Annotated in this window: 22 protein-coding genes; all 22 read right to left on the bottom strand. The window is 52.6% G+C overall.

The window, feature by feature from the left end; genetic code table 11:
* Nucleotides 1-15 precede the first annotated feature (15 nt).
* The 22 genes from ACTQ3K_RS00460 to alaS all read right to left on the bottom strand — a co-directional run bounded on the left by ACTQ3K_RS00460 (nucleotide 16) and on the right by alaS (nucleotide 25,863).
* On the bottom strand, nucleotides 16-270 hold the full coding sequence (locus tag ACTQ3K_RS00460; protein ID WP_441564648.1) for a DUF4321 domain-containing protein: 255 nt from the start codon (nucleotides 268-270) through the stop codon (nucleotides 16-18).
* A gap of 149 nt (nucleotides 271-419) precedes the next feature.
* Nucleotides 420-1,703, bottom strand: coding sequence for a methionine gamma-lyase family protein (locus ACTQ3K_RS00455; RefSeq protein WP_441564646.1), 1,284 nt, complete (start codon nucleotides 1,701-1,703; stop codon nucleotides 420-422).
* A 16-nt stretch (nucleotides 1,704-1,719) separates the two neighbouring features.
* Nucleotides 1,720-2,664 (bottom strand): tRNA (adenosine(37)-N6)-dimethylallyltransferase MiaA, encoded by a 945-nt coding sequence (gene miaA, locus ACTQ3K_RS00450; protein ID WP_441564644.1) that lies wholly within the window; start codon nucleotides 2,662-2,664, stop codon nucleotides 1,720-1,722.
* A 3-nt stretch (nucleotides 2,665-2,667) separates the two neighbouring features.
* Nucleotides 2,668-4,659 (bottom strand): DNA mismatch repair endonuclease MutL, encoded by a 1,992-nt coding sequence (gene mutL, locus ACTQ3K_RS00445; protein WP_441564642.1) that lies wholly within the window; start codon nucleotides 4,657-4,659, stop codon nucleotides 2,668-2,670.
* A gap of 1 nt (nucleotide 4,660) precedes the next feature.
* Nucleotides 4,661-7,318 (bottom strand): DNA mismatch repair protein MutS, encoded by a 2,658-nt coding sequence (gene mutS / locus ACTQ3K_RS00440; protein ID WP_441564640.1) that lies wholly within the window; start codon nucleotides 7,316-7,318, stop codon nucleotides 4,661-4,663.
* Nucleotides 7,318-8,262, bottom strand: coding sequence for a C39 family peptidase (locus ACTQ3K_RS00435; RefSeq protein ID WP_441564638.1), 945 nt, complete (start codon nucleotides 8,260-8,262; stop codon nucleotides 7,318-7,320). The genes mutS and ACTQ3K_RS00435 overlap by 1 nt, the downstream gene beginning before the upstream one ends.
* 3 nt (nucleotides 8,263-8,265) lie before the next feature.
* Nucleotides 8,266-9,696: a tRNA (N6-isopentenyl adenosine(37)-C2)-methylthiotransferase MiaB gene (gene miaB, locus ACTQ3K_RS00430; protein ID WP_441564636.1), complete on the bottom strand. Its 1,431-nt coding sequence runs from the start codon at nucleotides 9,694-9,696 to the stop codon at nucleotides 8,266-8,268.
* A 35-nt stretch (nucleotides 9,697-9,731) separates the two neighbouring features.
* Nucleotides 9,732-10,988 (bottom strand): glutamate-5-semialdehyde dehydrogenase, encoded by a 1,257-nt coding sequence (locus ACTQ3K_RS00425; protein WP_441564635.1) that lies wholly within the window; start codon nucleotides 10,986-10,988, stop codon nucleotides 9,732-9,734.
* A 12-nt stretch (nucleotides 10,989-11,000) separates the two neighbouring features.
* The gene (locus ACTQ3K_RS00420; protein ID WP_441564633.1) at nucleotides 11,001-11,552 is read right to left on the bottom strand and encodes a 5-formyltetrahydrofolate cyclo-ligase; all 552 of its coding nucleotides are present in this window, start codon (nucleotides 11,550-11,552) and stop codon (nucleotides 11,001-11,003) included.
* A 59-nt stretch (nucleotides 11,553-11,611) separates the two neighbouring features.
* Nucleotides 11,612-11,839, bottom strand: a complete 228-nt coding sequence (locus ACTQ3K_RS00415; protein ID WP_441564632.1) for a DUF896 domain-containing protein — start codon at nucleotides 11,837-11,839, stop codon at nucleotides 11,612-11,614.
* An 85-nt stretch (nucleotides 11,840-11,924) separates the two neighbouring features.
* The gene (locus ACTQ3K_RS00410) at nucleotides 11,925-12,773 is read right to left on the bottom strand and encodes a patatin-like phospholipase family protein (RefSeq protein ID WP_441564630.1); all 849 of its coding nucleotides are present in this window, start codon (nucleotides 12,771-12,773) and stop codon (nucleotides 11,925-11,927) included.
* Between the two features lie 14 nt (nucleotides 12,774-12,787).
* On the bottom strand, nucleotides 12,788-13,630 hold the full coding sequence (gene proB, locus ACTQ3K_RS00405) for a glutamate 5-kinase (protein ID WP_441564628.1): 843 nt from the start codon (nucleotides 13,628-13,630) through the stop codon (nucleotides 12,788-12,790).
* Between the two features lie 370 nt (nucleotides 13,631-14,000).
* Nucleotides 14,001-15,617, bottom strand: a complete 1,617-nt coding sequence (locus ACTQ3K_RS00400) for an NAD(P)/FAD-dependent oxidoreductase (RefSeq protein WP_441564626.1) — start codon at nucleotides 15,615-15,617, stop codon at nucleotides 14,001-14,003.
* Nucleotides 15,614-16,828, bottom strand: a complete 1,215-nt coding sequence (locus ACTQ3K_RS00395; protein ID WP_441564624.1) for an NAD(P)/FAD-dependent oxidoreductase — start codon at nucleotides 16,826-16,828, stop codon at nucleotides 15,614-15,616. The genes ACTQ3K_RS00400 and ACTQ3K_RS00395 overlap by 4 nt, the downstream gene beginning before the upstream one ends.
* 201 nt (nucleotides 16,829-17,029) lie before the next feature.
* Nucleotides 17,030-17,644: a hypothetical protein gene (locus ACTQ3K_RS00390; RefSeq protein ID WP_441564623.1), complete on the bottom strand. Its 615-nt coding sequence runs from the start codon at nucleotides 17,642-17,644 to the stop codon at nucleotides 17,030-17,032.
* A gap of 99 nt (nucleotides 17,645-17,743) precedes the next feature.
* Nucleotides 17,744-19,405: a putative polysaccharide biosynthesis protein gene (locus ACTQ3K_RS00385; RefSeq protein ID WP_441564621.1), complete on the bottom strand. Its 1,662-nt coding sequence runs from the start codon at nucleotides 19,403-19,405 to the stop codon at nucleotides 17,744-17,746.
* A 14-nt stretch (nucleotides 19,406-19,419) separates the two neighbouring features.
* Complete coding sequence (gene ybeY / locus ACTQ3K_RS00380; protein WP_441564619.1) at nucleotides 19,420-19,923, bottom strand: rRNA maturation RNase YbeY; 504 nt, start codon at nucleotides 19,921-19,923, stop codon at nucleotides 19,420-19,422.
* Nucleotides 19,920-20,918, bottom strand: a complete 999-nt coding sequence (locus ACTQ3K_RS00375) for a PhoH family protein (protein ID WP_441564617.1) — start codon at nucleotides 20,916-20,918, stop codon at nucleotides 19,920-19,922. The genes ybeY and ACTQ3K_RS00375 overlap by 4 nt, the downstream gene beginning before the upstream one ends.
* A gap of 181 nt (nucleotides 20,919-21,099) precedes the next feature.
* Nucleotides 21,100-22,485, bottom strand: a complete 1,386-nt coding sequence (locus tag ACTQ3K_RS00370; RefSeq protein ID WP_441564615.1) for a sporulation protein YqfD — start codon at nucleotides 22,483-22,485, stop codon at nucleotides 21,100-21,102.
* Nucleotides 22,478-22,777 carry a YabP/YqfC family sporulation protein gene (locus ACTQ3K_RS00365; RefSeq protein WP_441564613.1) on the bottom strand — a complete coding sequence of 100 codons (300 nt, stop codon included), beginning with the start codon at nucleotides 22,775-22,777 and terminating at the stop codon, nucleotides 22,478-22,480. The genes ACTQ3K_RS00370 and ACTQ3K_RS00365 overlap by 8 nt, the downstream gene beginning before the upstream one ends.
* Nucleotides 22,778-22,975: 198 nt before the next feature.
* Nucleotides 22,976-23,152, bottom strand: coding sequence for a 30S ribosomal protein S21 (gene rpsU, locus ACTQ3K_RS00360; protein WP_005603101.1), 177 nt, complete (start codon nucleotides 23,150-23,152; stop codon nucleotides 22,976-22,978).
* Between the two features lie 107 nt (nucleotides 23,153-23,259).
* Nucleotides 23,260-25,863: an alanine--tRNA ligase gene (gene alaS, locus ACTQ3K_RS00355; RefSeq protein ID WP_441565198.1), complete on the bottom strand. Its 2,604-nt coding sequence runs from the start codon at nucleotides 25,861-25,863 to the stop codon at nucleotides 23,260-23,262.
* Nucleotides 25,864-25,888: the final 25 nt, after the last annotated feature.

Genomic DNA, 25,888 nt, shown 5'->3' with positions numbered 1-25,888 from the left:
CCGGTATATGGGTCCTTACAGAAGCCGGTAGATCAGAATGGCAATAATGATCCCCAGGATTCCGCCGATGGTGATCTTGATCGTCAGGGCAAAGGTGATCGTCAGGATCCCAAGATCCAGGATCACCGGGTTCGTCAGACCGAAGGTCTGTCCGAAATTCAGCCAGTGGAAGGCACTCATACCGCCCAGAAGCTGCCCGATAAAACCACCAAGCACGATCCCCGCCAGCACCAAAAGCAGCAGAGACCACTTGTTTTTTGCTGTCCTCATTGGTCAGTCACTCCCGTTTTTCCAAAAACCTCTGTAAAATCAAAAATTTTACAAGTATCAGTTTAACACAAATTCGATTTCCTGTACACCGAAAAAGAAAATCTTAAGGAAATCCCAAGAATCCGACATCTTCCGCCGAATTCCTGATTTTACAGTCGGATCTCGCCGGCCTCCAGCAGCTTCTGGGCCGAACAGAGGATTCCCACCTTGGCATGATACCAGGTCAGTCCTCCCTGGAAGAATACGGTATAGGGCGGCTTTAAGGGGCCGTCGGCAGAAAGCTCAATCGAAGAACCCTGCACAAAGGCACCTGCCGCCATGATCACATCGGAATCATATCCGGGCATGGCCCAGGGCTCCGGCGTCACAAAGGAATCCACCGGTGCAGCCGCCTGAATGCCGCGGCAGAATGCCTTTAATGCCTCCGGCGTATGAAGGTCGATGGCCTGAATAATGTCATGGCGCGATGCCGCGGAAGACGGGAACACCGGATATCCAAGCTTTTCATATAAAGCCGCCGCAAAGATTGCCCCCTTGATGGCGCCTGCTGTCACCGTCGGTGCAAGGAAAAAGCCCTGGTACAGGGTCTGATTGAGTCCCAGGCTTGCTCCCACCTCTTTTCCGAGGCCGGGTGAGCTTAACCGGTATGCCGCCTGCTCCACATAGTCCTCTTTTCCCACAATGTAGCCGCCACAGGGCGCCAGTCCGCCGCCGGGATTCTTGATCAGAGATCCCACGCAGAGATCCGCCCCCACATCAGTCGGCTCAATGGTTTCCGTAAACTCTCCGTAGCAGTTGTCCACCATGCAGATCACGTCCGGCTTGATGGATTTGATAAAGGCAATCAGCTCCCCGATCCGCTCCACCGAAAGAGTCGGCCTTGTGGCATAGCCCTTGGAACGCTGAATGGTTGCCAGCTTCGTCCGGTCATTGATCGCTGCCCGGATCGCATCAAAATCAAAGGAGCCGTCCGGCTTTAAATCCGCCTGGGCATATGTAATCCCGTATTCCCGCAAAGAACCCTTGGACGGGCGGATCCCGATGACCTCCTCCAGAGTATCATACGGCTTTCCCACCGGGGAGAGAAGCTCATCACCGGGACGTAAGTTTGCTGCCAGTGCCACGTTAAGCGCATGGGTCCCGCAGGTGATCTGGGGCCTTACCAGCCCGGCCTCCGTATGGAATACATCGGCATAGATCTGCTCCAGGGTTTCCCTTCCCATATCATTATAACCGTAGCCGGTGGAACCGGAAAAATGGGCCTCTGCCACCCGGTTCTTCTGCATGGCCGTCAAAACCTTTAACTGGTTGTACTCGGCGGTCTCATCAAGAGCCGCAAACCGCTCCTTTAAGGATGCTTCCACCTCTTCCCCCAGCTCCAGCACCCGCCGGTCGATTCCCATGGTTTCATAAAACTGCTTTAATGCTTCCATTTCATTTCCTCGATTTCTATATACTGATGACTCCGCGCCGTCTAAGGATCTCTGTCAGATCTGCCAGCGCTTCCTCGTCTGTTTTCTGATCCAGTGAAAGCCAGTCCGTGTCCCGTTCCCGCTTGAACCAGGTAAGCTGGCGTTTCGCAAAATGTCTCGTATCCCGTTTTAAAATATAAACTGCTTCCTCCAGGGTACATTCCCCGTCCAGATAAGCAAGAAGCTCCTTATAGCCCAGTCCCTGCATGGAAACATATGACCGGTCATAGCCCCGTTTCCGGAGCGTATCCACTTCCTCCAGAAGCCCCGCTTCCATCATCTGATCGACTCTCCGGTCGATCCGCCGGTAAAGCTCTTCCCGGTTCCGGTTCAGAACCACATAGGCAAACCGGTAGGGAGATTCCTTTTCCCGCTGCGCCGCATTGTGGACTGAGATCGGCGTTCCTGTCTTTTCATAAAACTCCAGGGCCCGGATCACCCGCTTCACATTGTTTTCGTGGATCTCCTGCGCCGCCTTCGGATCACGCTCTTTTAATAATCCATGGAGATAAGCCGCGCCCCGTTCCATGGCCAGTCGTTCCAGCGTTTCCCGGTAAGCCGGATCAGCGTCATTCTCCGTAAAATCAATGTCATATAACAGAGCCTGGATATAAAAGCCGGTCCCGCCGGTGATGATGGGCAGATGCCCCCGCTCATAAATCTCCTCCATGGCAGCCCTGGCAAGCTCCTGGAATTTTACCACATGAAAGGGCTCCTCCGGCTCCAGCACATCGATCAGATGGTGCGGGACACCGTCCATTTCATCCCTCCTGATCTTGGCGGAACCGATGTCCATGCCCTTATAGACCTGCATGGAATCGGCGCTTATGATCTCTCCGTCAAAGGCTTTTGCCGCCTGGATGGAGAGGGCGGTTTTTCCTGCCGCTGTCGGTCCTGTCAATATGAGTAATGGTCTTTTCATATCCTATACAATCCTCTTGAATTTCTTTTCCAGTTCTTTCCGGCTCATGGAAATGATGGTAGGACGGCCGTGAGGGCAGGCGTACGGATTCTCCAGGTTTAAAAGCTCATCGATCAGCGCCTCTGCCTCCGCCGTACTGATCCGGTCTCCACCCTTCACTGCCGCCTTGCAGCTCATGGACGCCAGCTTTTCCAAAATCAGCTCCTCCGATTCCTTTCCGTAATCGCCCGACAGGCTGTCTAAAAGCTCCAGCAGGATCTCCTTCTGAGTGATCCCGTAAAGATTCGCCGGAATCGCGTGGACGGCGTATTCCTTTCCACCGAAATGTTCGATTTCAAACCCGAGGGCTTCAAACCGCATTCTGCAGGTATTTAAAATTTCCTCCTCATGGGCACTTAACGAAAGAAGCATGGGTGGATTTACCTGCTGCCCGTAGATCTTCTTTTCCCGCAGGTCCCGCACCATCCGCTCGTAGAGCACCTTTTCATGGGCGGCATGCTGGTCGATGATCAGAAACTGATCCTCATACTGGATCAGCCAGTAGGTTTCAAACACCTGGCCGATAAATCGATAGCTTTTTCTGGCTTCCTTTGTAAACAGAGCCTCCTCAAAAAGCTCCATCTGATGCGGAGGCTCCTGCTGCGGCTTCCGGCTGCCGGAATCATCCATAGGAACACACTGCTTTGCACCTTCCCTCTGCGGAAGGTGCCCGTCTGTCTTCGGTTTTGCCGAATACTCCGCCGTTTCTTTTAAAAAGGCCGGGGGCTCCACCGGCGGGATCGCCGAGGAAAATCCGGGAAGCTTTGATTCACCGGACGGCCGGGCTCCCCCGGAAAGTACTGTACGGCCGACAAGCCCTTCCCTCACCGCGGAAACGCGCTCTCCCATGGCAGAACGGTTCTGCTCCCGTGCGGCCCGGCGTGCCTCAAAGGGCTCCGGCCCGGCGTCTGTCTTTGCCTGCTTCGGTTCCTCCTCCGGTTCCGAAAGCGTTACCCTGCGGATCAGCTCCTTTCCTGCCAGCGTATCGTGGATCGACCGGCACAGGAGCTCATAAATCTCTTCCTGATTACGGAACCGCAGTTCCATCTTGGAGGGATGGACATTGACATCTAAAAACTCCGGCTCCACCGTCAGATGCAGAACCACAAAGGGATACTTGTGCTGCATCATATAAGAATGGAAGCCGTCCTCGATGGCCTTATTGATAAGCCCGCTTTTAATGTATCGTCCATTAATAAAATAGTTTTCATAGGTCCGGTTTCCTCTGGAAATTACCGGCTTTCCGAGAAAGCCCCGGATTGCCATATGATCCCCGTCCGCCTCAACGGGCAGCAGGTTGGCGGTGATCTCCCGCCCGAAGATCATATAGATCAGATCCTTCAGGTTGTGGTTTCCGGAGGTATGAAGCTTCGTCTGCCCGTTCTGGATAAAGCGGAGTGAAATATCCGGCCTGGAAAGGGCCATACGCTCCACCAGGCTGCTGATATACGCGCCCTCGGTCTGGGGTGACTTTAAAAACTTCTTTCTGGCCGGCGTATTATAAAACAGGTTCCGTACCAGAAAGGTCGTGCCCTCCGGCGCGCCGATTTCCTCCAGCGAAAGTTCTTTTCCGCCATGGATCTGATACCGTGCACCGGTCAATGCTCCGGCCGTCTTTGTGATCAGTTCTACCTGGGACACCGCCGCAATACTGGAAAGTGCCTCGCCGCGGAAGCCCAGGGAGGAGACCGTTAAAAGGTCGGCGGCTGTTCTGATCTTACTGGTGGAATGACGGAGAAAGGCCGTCGAAATCTGCTCCTTCTCGATCCCGCAGCCGTTGTCGGTAATGCGGATCATGGTTGTTCCGCCGTCCCGGATCTCAATGGTCACGGCAGTAGCTCCGGCATCAATGGCATTCTCCAGAAGTTCCTTCACCACCGAGGAAGGCCGGTCGATGACCTCCCCGGCTGCGATCTGGTTGATGGTCTCTTGACTTAATACTGTGATATTCGGCATATTACCACCTGTTCTTTAAGCTGTTCTGGAGCCGGTATAAGGTATTGAGGGCGTCGATGGGCGTCATGGACGCAAGCTCCATAGATTCCAGCTCCTTTAAAATATCATCGTCCTTTACCGTATCAAAAAGGCTCATCTGTTTTAAATCCACCTCATCCAGCTTCGGCACCGGCTTCTTTTTCGGCACGGCCGGTTCTGCCTCGGCGATCTGTCTTGCCCGGACGGAAATATCGGCCTCGGAAAGCTCCTCTACCAGCTCTCTGGCCCGCTCCAGCACAGGCTCCGGCACACCGGCCAGCTTCGCCACCTGGATTCCGTAGCTCTTGTCGGCACCGCCCCTGACGATCTTCCGGAGAAACACAATGTCCTCTCCCATCTCACGGACTGCGATACAGTAGTTATTGACTCCCTTTAAAGAGCCCTCCAGTTCCGTCAGTTCATGATAATGGGTGGCAAACAGCGTCTTGGCACCCAGGATCTTCGGATTGGAAATATATTCGATCACCGCCCATGCAATGGAAAGACCATCGAAGGTACTGGTTCCGCGGCCGATCTCATCTAAGATCAGCAGACTGTCCTTTGTGGCATTCCGCAGGATATTGGCAACCTCCGTCATCTCCACCATAAAGGTACTCTGGCCGCTGGCCAGGTCATCAGACGCTCCGACTCTTGTAAAGATCCGGTCGCTGATCCCGATGTTGGCCGATGCCGCCGGAACAAAGCTGCCCATCTGTGCCATGAGGCAGATCAGGGCTGTCTGGCGCATATAGGTCGATTTACCGGCCATGTTGGGACCGGTAATAATGGACAGCCGGTGATTACCGTTATCCAGATAGGTGTCATTGGCAATGAACAGATCGTCCCGCAGCATCTGCTCTACCACCGGGTGACGCCCCTCCTTGATATCGATGACTCCCTTTTCATTGATCTTCGGGCGCACATACTGGTTTCTGGATGCCACAACCGAAAGAGACGCCAGTACATCCAGCCATGCAATGCAGCGGGCTGTCTTCTGGATTCTCGAAACCTCTGCGGAAATGGTACTGCGTACCTCGCAGAACAGATCATATTCCAGGATAAAGAGCTTGTCCTCCGCTCCTAAAATGATCTCTTCCAGCTTCTTTAATTCGTCAGTGGTAAACCGTTCCGCATTGGTCAGGGTCTGTTTCCGGACATAGGTTTCAGGCACCTGGGATAAAAAGGAATTGGTGACCTCCAGATAATAGCCGAAGACCTTATTGTATTTGATCCGCAGATTCTTGATCCCGGTCTTTTCCCGTTCCCTTGCCTCCAGCTCCATGAGCCAGGTCTTTCCCTCCGTCTTTGCCTTCTTTAACCGGTCGGCTTCTTCATTGTAGCCATCCTTTATGATCCCGCCCTCCCGGATTCCAAGAGGCGGTTCTTCCACAATCGCCCGGTCAATCAGATCTGCCAGATCGGAAAGTGGATCCAGATCCTCCCGGAGTCCGGAAAGCAGCGGTGTATGGAACTCCTCCAGAAGCGTTTTGATAGGCGGAAGCATCTGAAGGGAATTTTTAAAAGCAATCAGGTCTCTCGGGCTGGCACTTTGATAGGAGATCCGTCCGATGAGACGCTCCAGATCATAGATCGGATTCAGATACTCGATCAGCTCTTCTCTGGATATGTAGGAGCCGTTCAGCTCTTCAATGGCGTCCTGCCGCTTTAGGATCTCCTCCCGTTCGATCAGCGGCTGCTCAATAAAACTCCGCAGCAGTCTCGCTCCCATGGCGGTCCTGGTCTTATCTAACACCCAGAGAAGCGAGCCCCGTTTCTGCTTTTCCCGCAGCGTTTCCAGAAGCTCCAGGTTCCGTCTTGTTGAGGTATCAAGCACCATATATTTTCCCGAACGATAAGGCGTGATCCTGGTGATATGGGACAGGGAGGTTTTCTGGGTCTCCAGCAGATAATTCATGGCAGCGCCCGCGGCTACCAGTCCTGTCCGGTAATCCTCCAGCCCCAGTCCGGCCAGGGTTCCCACATGGAAATGACGCTTCAGGGTATCCCGGCAGACCGCATCATCAAAGTAATGGTTCTCTAACGGCGTGATCAGAAAATTCAGACGGTTTTTTAACTCCTCTAAATCAACCCCGGACATATAAAAAGCCTCGTTGCAGATAATCTCCGAGGGCGTGTATTTGTAAAGCTCATCCAGCAGCGCCCTGGTGGAATCCACCTCCGTCACCAGAAATTCTCCGGTGGTCACATCTGTGACGGCGATCCCAAAGGACCTGGCAAGATAAACAATACTCATCAGATAATTATTTTTTGTTTCATCCAGGGCCTGGCTGTCCAACAGGGTTCCCGGTGTGACGATTCTGGTGACTTCACGCTTCACAAGGCCCTTGGCAAGCTTCGGATCCTCCATCTGCTCGGCGATGGCGACCTTATAGCCCTTCTGCACCAGACGGCTTAAATAACTGTCCAGTGCGTGATACGGCACGCCGCACATAGGCGCCCGCTCCGCCATGCCGCATTCCTTTCCGGTTAATGTAAGCTCCAGCTCTCTGGACACCGTTTTGGCGTCCTCAAAAAACATCTCATAAAAATCACCCAGACGGTAAAATAAGATGCAGTCCGGGTACTGTTTTTTTGTCTCCATGTAGTGCTGCATCATGGGTGACATGGTCTGTTTACTCATCAGCTCTCCTTATATGCGATCTTGTTAAACTGCGGATAATCCGCGAAAAACTCCGCCAGTGTCGGCCGTTCCGATGAATTGGGATCATTGATCAGAAAATCACCGGTATTTAACTGGGAACCATCTCCCTGATAGCCCACAGCAAGAACCCAGTGCTGGCCGCCATTTTCATTTTTCCCACCGACCAGGACGGGAATCCCTGCCTGCAGCTTCTGCAGGATCACATCCAGATAATCGCCGCCGTCATAACGGGTATAGATCTTCGGAAATCCCAGCATCCCCTGCTCGTTATACCAGAGCCGTTCCATCATGGCATCCGGCGTTGTCTCCTGTCCCTCCAGATAGGTATAGGCCATGGCAAGGCAGGTAGTGGTACAGCCGGCGCTTTCAATGGTCTCATAGCTTCCGCCGAGAGACAGTCCGCCCCATCTGGGATCATACTGCTTATAATCCGGCACATTCAGAAAAATCCGTCCGTCAGACGGCTCCTCCGGTGTCAGCTCTTCCTTCAGACAGTATCCCTCCAGGGCTCCGTCCGTTCTGTCAGCACAGATCTTCACATAACCATTCTGCTCCTGGAAAAAAGCCTGCACCGGATCTTTATAAACCAGATGGCCGAGAATCTCCGTCGTTTCGTCCGGAGCGGCATGGATATTCAGCCGTCCCAGATAACCGCAGTACCGAAGCTCCCCGGACCGGAATTGTTCATAGGAAAGCTTTCCGGACAGGCTTTGCGCTTCTGTCTGCATCGGACCGGCAGCTGCCGGTATCTTTTCAGAAGCTCCGGCTTTTGTCGGTACGACACGCATACGGCCGAACAAACGGGCATCGGAGGCTCCTACCAGACATAATGTGATAATTCCGCTCGCAAGGATCACCAGAAACAGGGCCAGAAGCCCTGCCTGTTTCCGATTCTGCACCTGTTCCTTCAGCCATACGTTCATACGCTATTCCACCCGTTTCCCCATATAATAAAAGCCCCTGGATTCTGTAAGCTCAACCGGAAGGATCTTCCCGATCTCGGAGGCATCCCCCGGAAAATGCACCATGATATTGTTGCTGAGCCGTCCGGTCACATGGGTCGGATCATGGTCATCGATCCCTTCTACAAGAGCCGTCATGACCGTTCCCACATCCTTGCCGCAGCGCTCAGCGGAAATCTTCTGTACTTCCTTTAACAGCCTGGAAAGCCGCTCCTGTGCCACATCATAAGGAATCTGATCCTCCATGGCAGCAGCAGGCGTCCCAGTCCGCTTGGAATAAATAAAGGTAAATGCACTGTCGTAGCGCACCTGGCGCACCACATCCAGTGTCTCCTGGAAATCCTCCTCGGTCTCACCGGGGAAGCCCACAATGATATCCGTTGTCAGGGACAGATCCGGAATTTCTGTCTGGATCTTCTTTGCCAGAGCCAGATACTGCTCCTTATTGTAGACCCGGTTCATCTTCTTTAAGATCCGTGAGCTTCCTGACTGGACCGGAAGATGGAGATGCCGGCAGATCTTTGGACAGTCCCGCATGACTTCGATCAGCTCATCGGAAAGATCCTTGGGATGTGATGTCATAAAACGGATCCGCTCCAGCCCCTCTACAGCTGCCACCCGCCGTAAAAGCTCCGCAAAGGTGATGGGCTCCTCCAGGGTCTTTCCGTAGGAATTAACATTCTGGCCGAGAAGCATGACCTCGCATACACCGTCTGCGACCAGTGCCTCCACCTCTCTGACGATATCCTCCGGCTTCCGGCTCCGCTCCCGTCCGCGAACATAAGGAACGATACAATAACTGCAGAAATTGTTGCAGCCGTACATGATATTGACGCCGGACTTAAAGGAATACTTTCGCTCTGCAGGCAGCTCCTCCACGATCTTGTCGGTATCCTTCCAGATGTCCACCACCATCTTCTGTTCGGTCATCTGAAGATACAGAAGCTCCGCCAGCTTATAGATGTTGTGGGTCCCGAAGATCAGATCCACAAAGCGATAGCTCTTTTTGATCTTCTCTACCACCGTCGGCTCCTGCATCATGCAGCCGCAGAGGGCAATGATCATCTTCGGATTCTTTTTCTTTAAGCTGTTTAAATAGCCGAGGCGGCCGTAAACACGCTGGTTGGCATTATCACGCACCGTACAGGTGTTATAGAGCACAAAATCGGACTCCTCCGAATCCGCTGCCTGAAAGCCTGCTGCTTCCAGAATCCCGAGCAGCTTTTCCGAATCCTTGGCATTCATCTGACAGCCGAAGGTCTGGATACAGGCTTTCAGCTTCCGTCCGGTCCTGCTCTCCCGCTCTGCCACAAGCTTCTTTAATTGTTCCATAAAATACTGCTGGCGCTCCGGCTCGCTCTCCGGTGCAACAGTTACACTGTTTTCAAATTCCACTGAATAATATTCCTTCCTGGACCGGTCCCGCGCCGCTACGGGCGCACCTGTCCGTTCCCGTATATGATGTATTTCGTGCTGGTAAGTGCTTTTAAGCCCATGGGACCTCTGGCATGGAGCTTCTGGGTACTGATCCCGATCTCTGCGCCAAAGCCGAACTCAAAGCCATCGGTAAATCTGGTTGAAGCATTGACATAGACCGCCGCCGCATCCACCTGATCCAAAAACTTCTGGGCATTGTCGTAATTCGTTGTGATAATAGCCTCGGAATGGCCGGTATTATAGCGGTTGATGTGGGTAATGGCCTCATCCACATTCTCCACAGTCTTGGCCGATAAAATATAATCCAGATATTCGGTTCCCCAGTCTGCCTCCGTGGCCGGAACGGCTTCCTCTACCAGCGAGCAGACCGTCTCATCTCCGCGGATCTCCACCTGCTTTTCCTGAAGCCTTGCCTTTAAGCGGGGCCACAGTGCCTCGGAGATTCCTTTATGGATCAGCAGCGATTCACAGGCATTGCACACGCCGATCCGCTGGGTCTTTGCATTGAAAATAATATCCACGGCCATGTCGATGTCGGCACTTTCATCTACAAAAATATGACAGTTTCCGGTTCCTGTTTCAATGACCGGTACCGTACTGTTTTCCACTACGGTACGGATCAGTCCCGCGCCGCCTCTGGGGATCAGCACATCGATCCATTTATTCATGGTCATCAGGGCTTTGGCCGCCGCCCGGTCGGTGCTTTCCACCAGCTGAATGGCATCCTCCGGCAGTCCGCAGGCTGCCAGCGCCTTCCGCAGAACCAGAGCGATCTCCGTATTGGAATGGATCGCATCGCTTCCGCCCTTTAAGATCACAGCATTTCCCGCCTTGAAGCATAAGCCGAAGGCATCCGCTGTCACGTTTGGCCTGGATTCATAAATGATTCCGATCACCCCCATGGGCACTCGCTTTTCTCCGATGAGAAGCCCGTTTGGCCGCTTTTTCATAGAAAGGACTTCTCCGATGGGATCCTCCAGGGTTACGATCTGCCTTAATCCCTCGGCCATGGCCTCGATCCGCGCTTCGTTAAGCGCAAGCCTGTCTAAAAGCCCCTGATGCATGCCGCGCTTCCGGCCGTTCTCCATATCAAGAGCATTGGCTGCCAGAATGGATTCCGTATGTGCCAGAAGTCCGTCTGCCGCTGCCAGAAGTCCCTGATTTTTTTCTTCTGTGCCAAGGCGTCCGAGAAGATACGAAGCCTCTTTCGCCCGCCTTCCCATATCCTCCATCTGTTCCAGTAACTCCATCGCTCTGCCTCCTTACAGCCTGCTGATCCCGTTTTCCGTCACAAGGATCTGCGGCAAGATGTCAAACGCTTCAAAGGGTACGGCTTCAAACAGCTGACAGGAAAAGGCAACAGCCGCAGTCTTAAGCTTCGGCCATTTCTCCAGATAGCGGTCATAAAAGCCGCCTCCGTAGCCGATCCGGTGATGCTCTTTGTCAAAAGCCACCCCGGGCATGATAAAAAACGCATTCTCCTCCTCAGCAATGGGAAGCCCTACTTTTGGCTCCAGGATCCCGGAATATCCGGACTCCAGATCCATTTCCCCGGTGATATAGCAAAATACCATCTCCTTGCCCTCCACCCGCGGGACGGCCACCCGTTTTCCGTCCGCCAGTGCCTGCTTCATGATGGGCCAGGTATGAACCTCATGGTTATAATCCACATAGCAGTAAACCGTCTTTGCTGCCTGATATTCCGGAAGCGAAGCCACCCATTTTCGGATCTGTTCGCTTTTTTCGATCTCCTGAGTCTCTCCCAGTGCTTTCCGGCGTTCCTTGCTTTCCTTCCGGATCTCCTTTTTTGTCATGATCTGCCTCCGCACCCGTACCTGAATTTATTTGCTGCACCTTTCCTCTGTCTGCGTTTCTAATTTCCGCGCTTTTCCTTTGCGTCAATGATCTTTCCGAGATCCGTTACCGAGCCGTCAGGCTCCAGAAGACTCACATTTCGAAGGGAGCTGGTCAGATTTTTCCGTACGGAAGCAATATACTCCCGGCGCAGATCGGCCTGCTCTTTGATCTCCTCCGGTGTCAGTCCCTCCTTTTTTGATTTATGATATAATTCATTGATCCGCTTGATCTTCTCATCCGTCATGAAAATTCCTCCGTATTTCCGCTTTTTGCTGCTGCCGGCGGAAACACCCGCACAGGCAGACTTTCCACATTCCTGAAGCTTTTTATTATTCCAGATACCGGCACAGGGCCTCATAATGGCGCTTCATCTGCTCATAGCCATGGTCATAAAATGCCGTCAGCGCCTCTGTATCCTGCTCCGTCCGTGATACTACCGGCATCTCCGGACGAAGTACAAACAGATGTCCCTCCGCCTCCAGACGCTCAATGAGCTCCATGGTATGATTATAGACCACCGGACGCAGATATAAGGCCTTTACCAGCTCCGGATACTTCTCATAAACCGTCCGGTAAATTCCCACGGCCTTCCTTGAACGCTTTTTCCGGTAGCCTGCGTTTCTTGTCAGGATCACGACACACTTTTTATAGCCCTCCCGAAGCGCATGTGCCACAGGAACGGAATCCGCCACACCGCCGTCCAGATACGGCACGCCGTTGATCTCCACCATCCTTGATACCACCGGCATGCTGCAGGACGCCCGGCAGATCTTCAATACCGCTTCCAGCTCCTCCCGGTTATCCAGGTATTCGGCCTTTCCTGTCAGACAGTTGGTAACGGTCATTTCACAGCCCACCGGCGATGTCCGGTAGGTTTCAAAATCAAAGGGATAGGTTTCCTTCGGATATGTTTCAAAAATCAAATCCATATCGAACAGCGTCTTTGTCCGGAGCATACTGTGAAGTCCCAGATACTGATCCTCCTTCCGTCGGGGGATCATACAGTCTTTCGTCCTCCCGGGCTGCATGGACGCATAATCGATGGCATTGCAGGAGCCTGCCGATACACCGATCACATGGGGAAGATACAGCTTCTGTTCCATGAGATAATCCAGTGCTCCGGCGGTAAAGACGCCTCTGGTGGCTCCGCCCTCCAGTACCAGACATGATTTTTTCATGTTTCCACCTTCTTTTAATATGCAGTCAGATATTCCATCAGATTAAAATTTTTATTTTTATGGGCCAGGAACAGCGTCCCGATAGGATCTCCGTCCAGTACCCGGTAAATATTTTCCACATCATCACCATTGGTGATGACCATGTCGATCCCGGCATCTGTGGCCATACGTGCCGCTACGATCTTCGCCGACATGCCGCCGGTTCCCACATTGCTTCCGGAGGTATCCTTTCCCATTTCCACCAGATCATCGTTGATCTCAGTCACCTCGCTTACAAAGGCCGCATCGGGATTGGTTTTCGGATCATCCTCATAAAGCCCGTCAATATCAGAAAGAAGAATCAGAAGATCTGCCTGGATCACCGCCGCTACAATCGCGGAAAGCCGGTCATTATCACCGAATTCGATCTCATGGGTCGCTACCGTATCATTTTCATTTACGATGGGGATCACACCCATTTTTAAAAGCTCATCGAAGGTATTCTTTGCATTCATCCGGGAATCCTCGTTGAGCATGGTAGTTTTTGTCATCAGGATCTGTGCTACCACCTGATTATATTCAGAAAACAGCTTCTGATAAGTCATCATCAGCTTCGCCTGACCAATGGCTGCCAGCGCCTGCTTTTCCGGAAGGCTGCCCGGCCGTTCCATATAGCCCATAGTCTTCCGGCCAACGGCTCCGGCTCCTGAGCTTACCAAAACCACCTCCATGCCCTGGTTCTGAAGATCTGTCAGGATCCTTGCCAGCTTTTCCACCTTGCTCAAGTTCAGATATCCGGTATACTTATGGGTCAGAGAAGAAGAACCGATCTTGATCACCACCCGGTTCTTTCCCGAAAGTCTTGCTTTTCTGTCCATCTTTTGATCCTTTCTGTACAAAAACTCGCCCGAAACTCCTGCTATTTTATCAGATTTAAAGTTCCTGTGCAAGTCCTGCGCAGATTTTCCGTTCCTTTCACTTCTTTCACGCCTTCGCGGCACACTGCTGCTCCGGGAGACCGCTCCCGCTTATCCCTCGCGACCAGCGGCACATAACCTTCGTCCGGCGCTGATGCTTGGTCTCAGGAAGTGCCGGGGCTCGGGACGTCCCCTGCACAGCAATATGCACGCCTCCGGCTGGTAATGTTCCTTTCTCGCGGATCCACTGCCCAGGCCAGACAGAGGCAACTGGAGAATGTGCCGGTTGGCTGGCCTGGGTGGAGCCGCGGAAAATACGAACCTCCGCCCGTTACTGCGCGGCCGGCGCGAACCGTGCAATCAGTGTTTCCGCCACACGCAGTCCGTCCATAGCCGCCGATGTGATTCCTCCGGCGTACCCGGCGCCCTCACCGCAGGGATAGATCCCATGGATATTAGCTTCCATAGATTCATTCCGTTCGATCCGAAGCGGCGAAGAGGTCCGGCTCTCCACACCGGACAGAACTGCATCATACCGGTCAAACCCTGTCAGCCGGCGTCCGCACTGGCTGATGCCTTCGATCAGTGCCTGGCTTAACCCCTCCGGCAGAAGCTCCCGCAGATTGGAAAGCCGGCTTTCTCCCTTATGATCAGGAAGCACCGCTCCAAGGCTTTTACTCTCCCGGTTCTCTTTAAAATCTCCGAACAGCTGCATGGGGATTGCCCCTCCGCCCAGTGTAAAGGCCCGCTCTTCTAACGTTCTCTGGAATTCCACACCTGACATGGGATCGATCCCGTCCCCGAAATCTGCCGGTGTGACCGTTACGATCATGGCACTGTTGGCATTGCGTCCGGCTCTTGCATGATAGCTCATGCCATTAACTGCCAGCCTTCCCGGTTCGGAAGACGCATTGACCACCTGTCCGCCGGGGCACATACAGAACGAATACACACCACGCCCGTCGGAAGCCTTCGCTGTCACCTTATAAGGCGCTGCCGGAAAAAGCGGTGCGTAATGCGCTCCGTACTGGGCAAGCTGGATCTGGCTCTGAGGATGCTCGATCCGAAGCCCCACCGCAAAGGATTTTGGACGCATAAAAAGCTCACGCGCCTTTAACATGGCAAAGGTATCTCTGGCACTGTGTCCCACCGCAAGGATCAGCTGCCCCGCAGACAAAGAGCGGAGCTCCCCGGTTTTTGTATCCTGGACCTGAATGCCGCAGAGCATTCCGTCTGTGCATTCCAGATCCGTAAGCTTTGTATGAAACTGAAAGGTTCCACCAAAGGCCTCGATCTCTTTTCGCATGGAACGAAGGACCTCTTTTAACACATCAGTTCCGATATGTGGCTTCTGCTCATAAAGGATCTCTTCCCCTGCACCATGAGCCGCAAAGATCTCCAGTACCTTCTGTCCGCGCAGTGCCGGATCCTTTACCAGCGTATTGAGTTTTCCGTCGGAAAAGGTTCCTGCTCCGCCTTCACCGAACTGGACATTGCACTCCGGGTCCAGCGGGCCGCCGTTCCAGAACTGCTCCACTGCCTTTGACCGCTCCTCCACCGGGCCTCCCCGCTCGAGAAGAACCGGCGCATAGCCCTCCTTTGCCAGCAGATATCCACAGAACAGTCCGGCAGGTCCTGTTCCCACGATCACCGGACGGTGGGACAGGCGCTCGGTTCCATGGGGCGGGACCTCATATCCGCGGTTTTCCACATGATGGGCCTCCGACTCCTTTAACCGCCGCAGCACCGGTGCTTCCTTCCGGTTTAATTCCACATCGACCTGATAGATCCAGGTAAGTGCATCCTTTTTCCGCGCATCCAGAGACTTTTTCCGGATCTGCCATGAAAGAATATCCGCTTCCGTAACCCGGAGCTTTTTACAGATTCGGGAAAGCAAACGCTCCTCGCTTTCCTCCGGCTTCAATTTGATCTGTGTGATCCGTATCATAAGTTTCCCCGCTTTCCTGCCAGAACACCACTGGCCCATGCCCATTGCAGATTATAACCGCCGCAGATTCCGTCCACATCCAGGATCTCTCCGGCAAACTGAAGCCCCGGAACCAGCTTTGATTCCATGGACCAAAGATCCACCTCGGAAAGCCGCACGCCTCCTGCCGTCACCTGCGCCCGGTCAAAGTCTCCCGTCTTCGTTACAGTCATGGGATAGGCTGTGATCAGCTCCGAAAGAGCCGCCCGCTTTTTCTCCGGAATCCGTTCCATAGGCGCATGGAGCACGATCCCCGCTTTTTTTAACAGTGCAATCGATAATTTTTCCGGGAACAGGCCGTTTAAAATTGACAGGGTATCCCCACATTTCTTCCATAACTGAGCTAAAAACGTTTCCGGTTCTTCATATTCCGGAAGAAATGAGATCCTTGCCTCCACCGTTTCCCCTTTTTCCAGTCCGATGGACGCGAACCGGCTCACCTGAAATACCGGAATCCCGGAAATTCCATAATCGGTAATCTGAAGCTCTCCCGTGTCGGAAGCAGCTTTCCTTCCATTTACCAGAAGAGTGATCCGCCCGTCTGTCCGCACACCGGCGGCCTTTTTTAATGGCCCGGTTTCTCCATATAATGGAACCAGCGCCGGAAGCGGCGGATTCACCTGATGGCCAAATGCTTTCGCCAATGCGTATCCGTTCCCATCGGAGCCCGTTGCCGGAGCAGCCATGCCGCCGCAGCATAAAATCACCCGTCTGGCCGGAAAGGACTGCTCCGCCGTCCGGACGAGGAATCCATCGTCTCGTTTTTCGACGCCGCAGACCTTTGCCTCCGTCCGCACATCGACGCCTCTCTGTTCCATGCCCTCCACCAGCGCCGAGAGCACCGTTTGTGCCTGTGAGGAACGGGGATAGAGATAACCGTCCCGATTTTTAAAATACAGGCCAAGGCTGCCGAAAAACTGTTTCGTTTCCTCGCATCCAAACCGTCGGATCACCTGCCAGGCCGTCTGCTCCTCCTGTCCCTCTGAGGTATGATAACAGGAAGGCGTCTGTACCAGGTTCGTCAGGTTGCATCTTCCGTTCCCGGTAGAAAGGATCTTTTTCCCCGGCTGCTTTCCACCCTCCAGAAGCACCACGCTGCTTCCGGCATCCGCCGCCGCGATTGCCGCCGCCATGCCTGCCGCTCCGCCTCCGATCACCACAACCTGCTCCATGTTTTACGCCTCCCGATTCTCATTCTGTAAATAGCTCATAACGGTTCAAAGTTTATTTTTATTACAAACCATTGTCGTTTAACGGTCATAAAAAATCCGCCGGACATTTCTGATCGGCGGTTTTATTATACCTGATTGGACAGCCTTTCACAACATTCCTTTGTAAAATACGCTGTGTTTTTATAGTTCTCAGAGGAAAGTTCAGCTTGTAAGGGACTGGAGGTAATCATAAAGCTCCGCTTCGCCCTTCACATAGTAGCCCCGTTTCAGTGCAGGCACTTCGGCAGCTGGCAGCTCCTCCTCGGTTAAATAGGTCTCCAGATATACATCATGGCGGTCACTGTAATAGACCGTTAAATATCCCTCCTCCAGGAGAAGAAGAAATTTATAATCCTCCGGATCTACCTGATTCCGGTCACGGACAACCAGCCTGGAATCAGAAAACACCACCAGTGCTTTTCCATCCTCCTCCTGCGAAAGCTTCGATACCAGCTCGGATCTGGTCAGACCCAGATATTCTTCCGGCATGGGAAGCAGCTGTTCGGTCAGTTCCCCTGCTGCCGGATCATAGCTCTGGCAGACATAGCGCATGTCCATGCTCACCGTAAGCTCCTGCAGCTTTGCGGCTCCGGCTATACCGGATTCGATTTTGCCGCTTTCTGTTTCACCACTGTCTCTGGGGCTGTTCTCTTCTCCCTCTGCCAGTTCTTCTCTCTGCTGCTCTTTCAGATCCTGATAACTGAAATAGTAAACCGCAGACAACAGGAAAAACATCAGACCGAAGGCTGCCAGAATGCCACATACCTGTCTCTTCATCTCAGATCCCTCCGTGATTCATTTTAATTTTACCAAAAAAAGAAAGAAGATCTTACGACCCTCTTTCCAGTATGATCCATTCAGTAAAATTTTATACGTTTACAGCAGATGAAATCTCTTTGCAGCGGACACCAGTTTTCCGCCCATGGGGAAACTTAACAGTTCCCGCTCGCTGATGCCGCGAAGTACCAGCATCATAACCCCGTAAACGACCACTGCCACAACTACTGCAAACAGGCAGGCGATGGAGCTGCGCTTTAATAACAGGTTCAGCAGGTAATAAACCAGATAGCTACATCCGCCCATGACCACAGAAGCAATGCCGGGGATCAGGAACGTTTTCTTAACCTCCTGCCGGTAATTGATATGACGGGCAATGGACGCACTGTTCAGGATACAGATGGTAAGGCCAAGAAGCATATTGGCAATCACCACGCCGTAGATTCCGGTCTTTAAGCCATATAACAGAACGATCAGGATTCCCACATGAATGACGGTGGCGATCACGCCGTTCTTTACCGGGGCATTAAGCTGATTGATTCCCTGCAGGATACTGCAGGTCACCGTTGCCAGGGAGAAGAACACCACCGCAAGGGAGCCTAAAAACAGCATGTCCGCACCGAGCTGAGCGTCCTGGTGGAACAGCATGCTCACGATCGGCGTGCTGAGCACCGTCAGGCCGACCGTCGAAGGGATCGCAATGATCATGGAAAACCGAATGGTCTGGTTGATCTTCCGGAGCACATCACCCTTCTGTCCCGACGCCATGGAAGCCGACAGAGACGGCAGCATGGAGGAAGACAGCGCGTTTGCAATGGCAATAGGCACATTGATCAGCAGATAATACTGTCCGGAGTACACACCCCAGTTTGCCATGTAGCTGTCAGACTCATTGACCGATTTCATATAGTAGCCGTAAATGCTGTTGTCGATCAGGTTGCTGATATTGAACACCGTTGCACTGATGACGATAGGCACAATGGTAACCACCAGCACCCGGCAGATATTGGAATAGGACTCCAGCACAACCGTGTTGTCCCTCCGCATCTGCTTCTTTACCACACGGCGGTAGGTGCGGAACAGCACCACACAGAAGATCAGGGCCGCCAGGGCACCAAAGGCGGTGCCGAGAGTTCCGCCGGCTGCACCGAAGGCATCCGCATAAATATCGGTTCCCTTTTGGGCATCCATGCCGGCGCCCGTATTAAATAACAGGAATGCAGCTACGATGCTTACCACCGCATTGACGATCTGCTCCAAAATCTGGGAAACTGCCGTTGGGATCATGGTTCCCATGCCCTGGAAATAGCCTCGCAGTGTTCCTAAAAACGCCATGATAAAGATGGTTGGCGCCAGAATCCGGAGTGCGTACGCCGCCCCCGGCTCATTTAAGACCTTCACGGCAAAGAAGTTCGCTCCGAAAAAGGTCAGGAGAAATGCGATCCCGCCGGAGATCAGGGAAAAGAACAGGGAGCTCTGTAAGATCCGGTAGGCATTTTTATGCTGCCCGCGCGCCACCCGCTCCGATACCATCTTGGAAACCGCAGTCGGAAGGCTGTAGGAGGACAGGATCAGCATAATGTTATAAATATAATATGCCGAGGAATAAATTCCCATGGCCGTATTTCCGATCTTGTTCTGCATGGGGATCCGGTAGACCATGCCGATGATCCGGACCAGGATTCCCGCCGCGGCAAGGATCCCGCCCTGCACCAGAAAGCTGCTGCTCTTCTTTTTCTGCTTTTGATTATTTGTACTCATATATGTTGTTCACCTTATCTTCTCGGAATGTCCAGCGTCTCCATTAAAAGGCGCTGCCGTTCCTCCATGATTGTCCGGTCTGCCTCCTCAATGTGGTCATAGCCCATAAGATGGAGCATGCTGTGCGCGGTTAAAAATGCCAGCTCCCGGCGCTCCGAATGCCCAAACTCTTTCGCCTGTTCCTTCACCCTGGCCACATTTAAGATGATATCACCTAAAAGAAGCTCCCCTGTTTCCGGATTAAAGCAGTCCATGACTGCGTCATCCTCCAGGAAATCAAAGTCCGCCGGAGCCGGAAACTCCGCCATGGGGAAAGACAGCACATCGGTAGTCCGGTCGATGCCGCGAAACTCCCGGTTGATCCTCTGTACCTCATCGGCATCGGTGAGGGTTACGCTTACTTCTGCTTCATAGGGGCAGGCCTCCTGGTCGAGAGCTGCCTCGATCACCTTCGTAATGATTTCCTCATAGGGCAGATCCAAAGGCTCCTCTGCCTCATAGCTGATTTCAAATGTCATCGGTTTCCTCCCGGCTTTCTCTCCCGTTCCCGTTCCTTATTTCTTGTTTCATACCGCTCATAAGCCTGAACGATCTTCTGTACCAGCGGATGACGCACGATATCCTTATCCGACAGACGGACAATGGCGATGTCGTCGATCTTATGAAGCACCCTCACCGCCACATCCAGGCCGGAGGGGCCGTCTCCGGGCAGATCCCGCTGGCTCATGTCACCGGTAACAATGACCTTGGAGCCGAAGCCGATTCTGGTCAAAAACATCTTCATCTGTGCCGGAGTGGTGTTCTGAGCCTCGTCCAGAATGATATAGGCATTATCCAGGGTCCGTCCGCGCATGTAGGCAAGCGGCGCCACCTCAATAAGCCCCTTTTCTGCATTATGAAGATAGGAATCCGCCCCCATGATCTCATAAAGGGCATCATATAAAGGCCGCAGGTAGGGATCGATCTTGCTCTGAAGATCTCCGGGCAGAAAACCCAGCTTTTCTCCCGCTTCAATGGCAGGTCTTGTCAGAATGATCCGTCCGACCTCATTATTCTTAAATGCCTGAATCGCCATGGCCATGGCCAGATACGTTTTTCCTGTTCCGGCCGGCCCCAGTCCAAACACGATCATTTTTTCCCGGATGGCATCCACATACTGCTTCTGTCCCACGGTCTTCGGCTTTACCGGTTTTCCCGCCACGGTCCGGCAGATCAGATCCCTGTCGATCTCCAGGATCTGATTTTCCTTTTCCTCAAAAGTCAGCGCCAGCGCATAGTCCACGTTCTGTTCCGTAATGGTATTTCCTCGACGGGAAAGCTCGATCAGGTTGGAAAACACCCTTGCCGCTTTTCCTACCATAGCTTCCGGTCCGATGACCTTAATACTGCCATCCCGGGAAATCATGGTCACCCGGAGGGTCTTTTCAATTTTCTTTACATATGCATCAAACTGCCCGCAGACGTTTCTCTCATGCTCTGCGGGAATATCGATCAGGGTTTCTGTGATCCCCATAGATGGTTCTTCTCCTCGTTTCCGTTTCGTGTTGTTTTTTCAAAAAATGCCGGATCCGTATTCCATTCTGACAATCCGTTTCGGTTTCATCCGGCTTTCTCCGAACATACTCCTTATTATTCTAACATCTTTTTCCATAAATAAAAGCCCTTTTTAAAAAAGATTGCACCGGATACGCCGCTCACGGTACACTTTTTCCGGGAGTATCTGTTTTTTCCTGCCGCCGCTGCAGTGTTCCGATCTCCTCCGCTGCCGTTACGGTTCCATAACTTTTACAGTTCCCGTTTTCCATAACAGTCTGACAGTCTGCCTGTTCGATGACCGCTCCGCGCTCCTTTAATGTTTCACAGAATGCCGAAAAACGGAGTTTCGCCTCCCTTTGTGCTTCCGCCTCCGTAAGCACATGAACACCTGTTTTATATTCCCGCTCTGTGATCGTTCCGATTCCCACGGGCAGATAAAAATTTCCCCAGAGACGTGCCGCCTCATAGGTTTCCTCCCGGTCCTCTGTTTCATAGGCGTCTTTATGCCCCAGCGGCCCGATCCGTTTTCCGAACAGCCAGAGCACATGGCGCGTTCTGCTCCGCCCGGTGTACTGCTTCTGCTCCTGTGTGAGCGGAAAGGAATCTTCATAATGGATCTGTGTTTCTGCCAGAATTTCTCCATCGGGAATCGTCTGCCGGGTCTCCAGCACAGTTCCGCCCTCGTCCACCAGCTCCACACTTCCGGAGATCAGAACCTGACCGGCCTCCACAACATCACCGTTGTGAACCAGCGGTGTTCCCGACCGGGTAATGATCGAAATCACCGTTCCGCTTTTTACCGCTGTCAGATCCATACCCGTTTCAGACGGTACGGTTTCTTCTTTTTGTCTGCTTTCTCCGTCTTCATCCTCTTCCGAAAAACCGGTCATCAGGTCTCCGGTTTCTTTTCTTACTCTGTCTGCATCGCCTGCCTGATTTTCCTTTACCCGGATCAGCAGCCGGTTTCCATCGATCTGCGCCGATACCCAGGTCAGATCCTCGAACTGATTTCGGAACTTCTTTTCCAGCTCTTCGCAGACCAGTCCTGCCTTCTTCATTCCGTGAACATACCCCTGCTCCTTCATAAACCGCAAAAGAGCAACATCGGTATACCTGGTATTTCCTTCAAAATGAATATCCCAGATAAACAACGATGATCCGTATAAAAACGCCGCACAGCCTACCATTCCGACAAAAAAAGCCAGCCGCTTCCGATACCTGCGGATCAGGAAAAAGAGGCCGTGTTTTTCGATAATTTGAAGCTTCACACCTGCCTTTCTCCCAAGTCCCGCCGCCCGAAAAAAATCTGCTGCCGCCATATGGACGGAGATACCTAAAGATTCCTGTAGGCGTTCTGTATCTGCCGCAGCCTCCGTTGTCCGCACACGGTCCGTCCGGGTTCTGCCGGAAGCTTTTCCGCATACCGGTTCCTGACGACCTGCTTCGATCTGCTCCAGTCCGATTCCGTGATAGCTGCATAAATTAAAAAAGCGCTCCGGGTTTTCTCCTGTAACCCGGACCGCAATCCACTCTTTCCTATTCATATTGAATCTCCCCGATCCGTCCGTCGATCCGCAGGGAATCCCGATTAAAATAAGAGATCACCAGTCCGGTTCCCAGGATCCGGATCCGGCTGTTTTTCCCAAGAATCCGGATCCGTTCCGGTCCATATTCCAGGATCCCCCGGTGATTTTCCACCGTCACCGACATGCTTCCCACACACGTCAGGACCGGCGCTCCCAGAACCAGATCCCGCGGAAGCGACAGCGTTTCCGCCAGCCGCTCTCCCCGCGTCCGGAGCGTCTGATCCTCTGCTTTCCCACGCGTTTTGTTCATCGGCGCACCCTTCGTTTTGTCTTTTCAGTGTATGACAGATACTCAAAAACTATGCGTGGACACGGAGCGTAGACCGCAACGCGGCAATCTTCCACTCCGCCGCAGTACGATTCCCCGCGGAGCGTTTTTTGTTTTTATAGGACGCACTTTCCTATGAAACAAAAAGAGCCCTGCTTCCAGGACTCTTTCTCTGCACAATTAATTGTATTTACGCTTTCTAGCGGCTTCAGACTTCTTCTTGCGACGAACGCTGGGCTTTTCGTAATGTTCTCTCTTACGAATCTCCTGCTGAATACCGGCCTTTGCACAGTTTCTCTTGAATCTGCGTAAGGCACTATCTAAGCTCTCGTTTTCTTTTACGATAACATTTGACATAGACTCACACCTAACCTCCCTCCAGTTGTGTATTGTGCATAATACAACTGTTTGGGTATATTTTCGCACTACAACCAGTATACCATAAATCCCGGATTCGTCAAGTATTATTTTACCTGTTCTTCCAAAACCTTATAAGTTTTTTCCAGTGCTTCATCGATTCCGGCAGGATTCTTTCCACCCGCCTGTGCCATACCGGGACGACCGCCTCCGCCGCCTCCTACGCAGGCCGCAATTGCCTTGATGAGATTACCGGCATGGGCACCCTTTTTCTGTGCCCCATCGGTTGCGGTTGCCATAAGGCTTACCTTTCCGTCTGTCTCGGAAATGATCACGACAACGCCCTCACCCAGTTTTTCCTTCAGCTGATCACCAAGGTTCCGAAGGCCGTTCATATCAACATCCTTGACCCGGATCGCCAGAACCTTTACGCCGTTTACGGTCTTTACCTGGTCCATGACATCGCCCATGGCCTCGTTGGCAAGCTTGCTCTTCAACTTCTCATTTTCGGAATGAAGCTCCTTTATTTCCTCCTGGAGCGCTTCGATCTTTCCAACCAGACCGGAAACTTCGGTCTTTGCTGCCCTTGCGGCCGCATGAAGCTCTTCCTCCAGACTCTTATAATAACGGAATACACCCTTTCCGGTCAGTGCCTCGATCCGGCGTACACCGGCTGCGATTCCTGCCTCGGAGATAATCTTAAAGGACGAAATAGATGCCGTATTTGCGACATGAGTACCGCCGCACAGCTCCTTGGAGAAGTCTCCCATGGAAACCACACGGACCGTATCGCCATACTTTTCACCGAACAGCGCCATAGCTCCCGCTTTTTTCGCCTCATCAATGCTCATAACATCCGTCTTTACCGGAACAGCCGCTGCGATCTGCTCATTGACCAGATCCTCAACCTTCTGAATTTCCTCCGGTGTCATGGAGGAGAAATGCGTAAAGTCAAAACGCAGACGGTCTGCCGATACAAACGAACCAGCCTGTTCCACATGGCTTCCCAGTACCAGACGCAGTGCCTTCTGGAGCAGGTGGGTTGCACTGTGATTCTTGCAGGTCTCGACACGATTCTCCGCATCTACCTTCAGGGAAACGGCATCGCCCACCTGGAACATGCCTTTCGTCACCCTGCCTACATGACCGATCTTTCCTCCCTGGAGATGAATAACATCCTCTACGGCAAATTCACCATGAGGTCCGATGATCGCGCCGGTATCAGCCTTCTGTCCGCCCATGGTTGCATAGAACGGCGTCACATCCGTAATGATGGTGCCCTCCAGGCCATCGGTCAGCGCTTCCACAATCTCGTCGGCAGTGGTAAGGGCTGTTGCCCTTCCGCTGTCCTCCAGACAGTCATAGCCGGTAAACTTTGTGGTCAGGGATGCATCCAGAGACTGATAGATGTCATCGCGGCCCATGTAATTGCTCTTCTTTCTGGAGCTTCTTGCCTTTTCACGCTGAACATCCATGGCCTTTTTAAAACCATCCTCGTCAACGGTAAAGCCCTTCTCCTCCAGGATCTCCTTCGTCAGATCCAGCGGGAATCCGTAGGTATCATATAAACGGAACGCATCCTCGCCGGACAGGATTTTGCTGCCCTCGGCATTGAGCTTTTCTTCCAGATCAGAAAGAATGTTTAAGCCCTGATCGATCGTCTTATTGAATTTATCTTCTTCCTCGCTGAGGACCTTGAAAATCATATCCTTCTTCTCATCCAGTTCCGGATAGCCGTCCTTGGAAAGCGTGATCACCGTCTCTGCCAGCTTTGCCATAAACTTTCCTTCGATTCCGAGGAGTCTTCCATGGCGTGCCGCACGGCGCAGCAGTCTTCGGAGCACATAGCCTCTTCCCTCATTGGAGGGCATGATGCCGTCGGAGATCATAAAGGTACAGGAACGGATATGGTCGGTGATCAGACGAAGAGAAACATCCTTTGTCTCATCCTGCTGATACGAAACTCCCGCCAGCTTTGCCACCTCATCAAGAAGTGCCTTAATGGTATCTACCGCAAAGATAGAATCCACATCCTGGACGATCACCGCCAGACGCTCCAGTCCCATACCGGTATCAATGTTCTTCTGAACCAGAGGGGTATAGTTATTATGACCGTCGTTGTTAAACTGGCTGAATACGTTGTTCCATACTTCCATATATCGGTCGCAGTCACAGCCTACGGTACAGCCGGGTTTTCCGCAGCCGTATTTTTCACCGCGATCATAGTAGATCTCGGAACAGGGGCCGCAGGGACCTGCACCATGCTCCCAGAAGTTATCTTCCTTACCGAAGCGGAAGATCCTCTCCGGAGCAATTCCGATCTCTTTATTCCAGATCTCAAACGCCTCGTCATCATCCTGGTAGATGGACGGATACAGCCGATCCTCCGGCAGTCCGACTACCTTGGTTAAAAATTCCCAGGACCAGGCAATGGCTTCATGCTTAAAATAATCGCCAAAGGAAAAGTTCCCGAGCATTTCAAAAAAGGTACCGTGACGGGCAGTCTTTCCAACATTTTCAATATCGCCGGTCCGGATACATTTCTGACAAGTGGTAACCCGTCGTCTCGGCGGAATCTCCTGTCCCGTAAAATAAGGCTTCAAGGGTGCCATACCCGAATTGATCAGCAGAAGGCTGTCATCGTTATGAGGCACCAGCGAAAAGCTTTTCATCACAAGATGTCCCTTGCTCTCAAAAAAATTCAGGAACATGCGACGAAGCTGGTTTACACCGTAC

Source organism: Candidatus Paralachnospira sp. LCP21S3_A2 (assembly GCF_052118925.1).
Lineage (GTDB): Bacteria > Bacillota > Clostridia > Lachnospirales > Lachnospiraceae > Lientehia.
The sequence above is the reverse complement of the archived record's forward strand: the minus strand, read 5'-3'. Positions and strand labels throughout refer to the sequence as shown.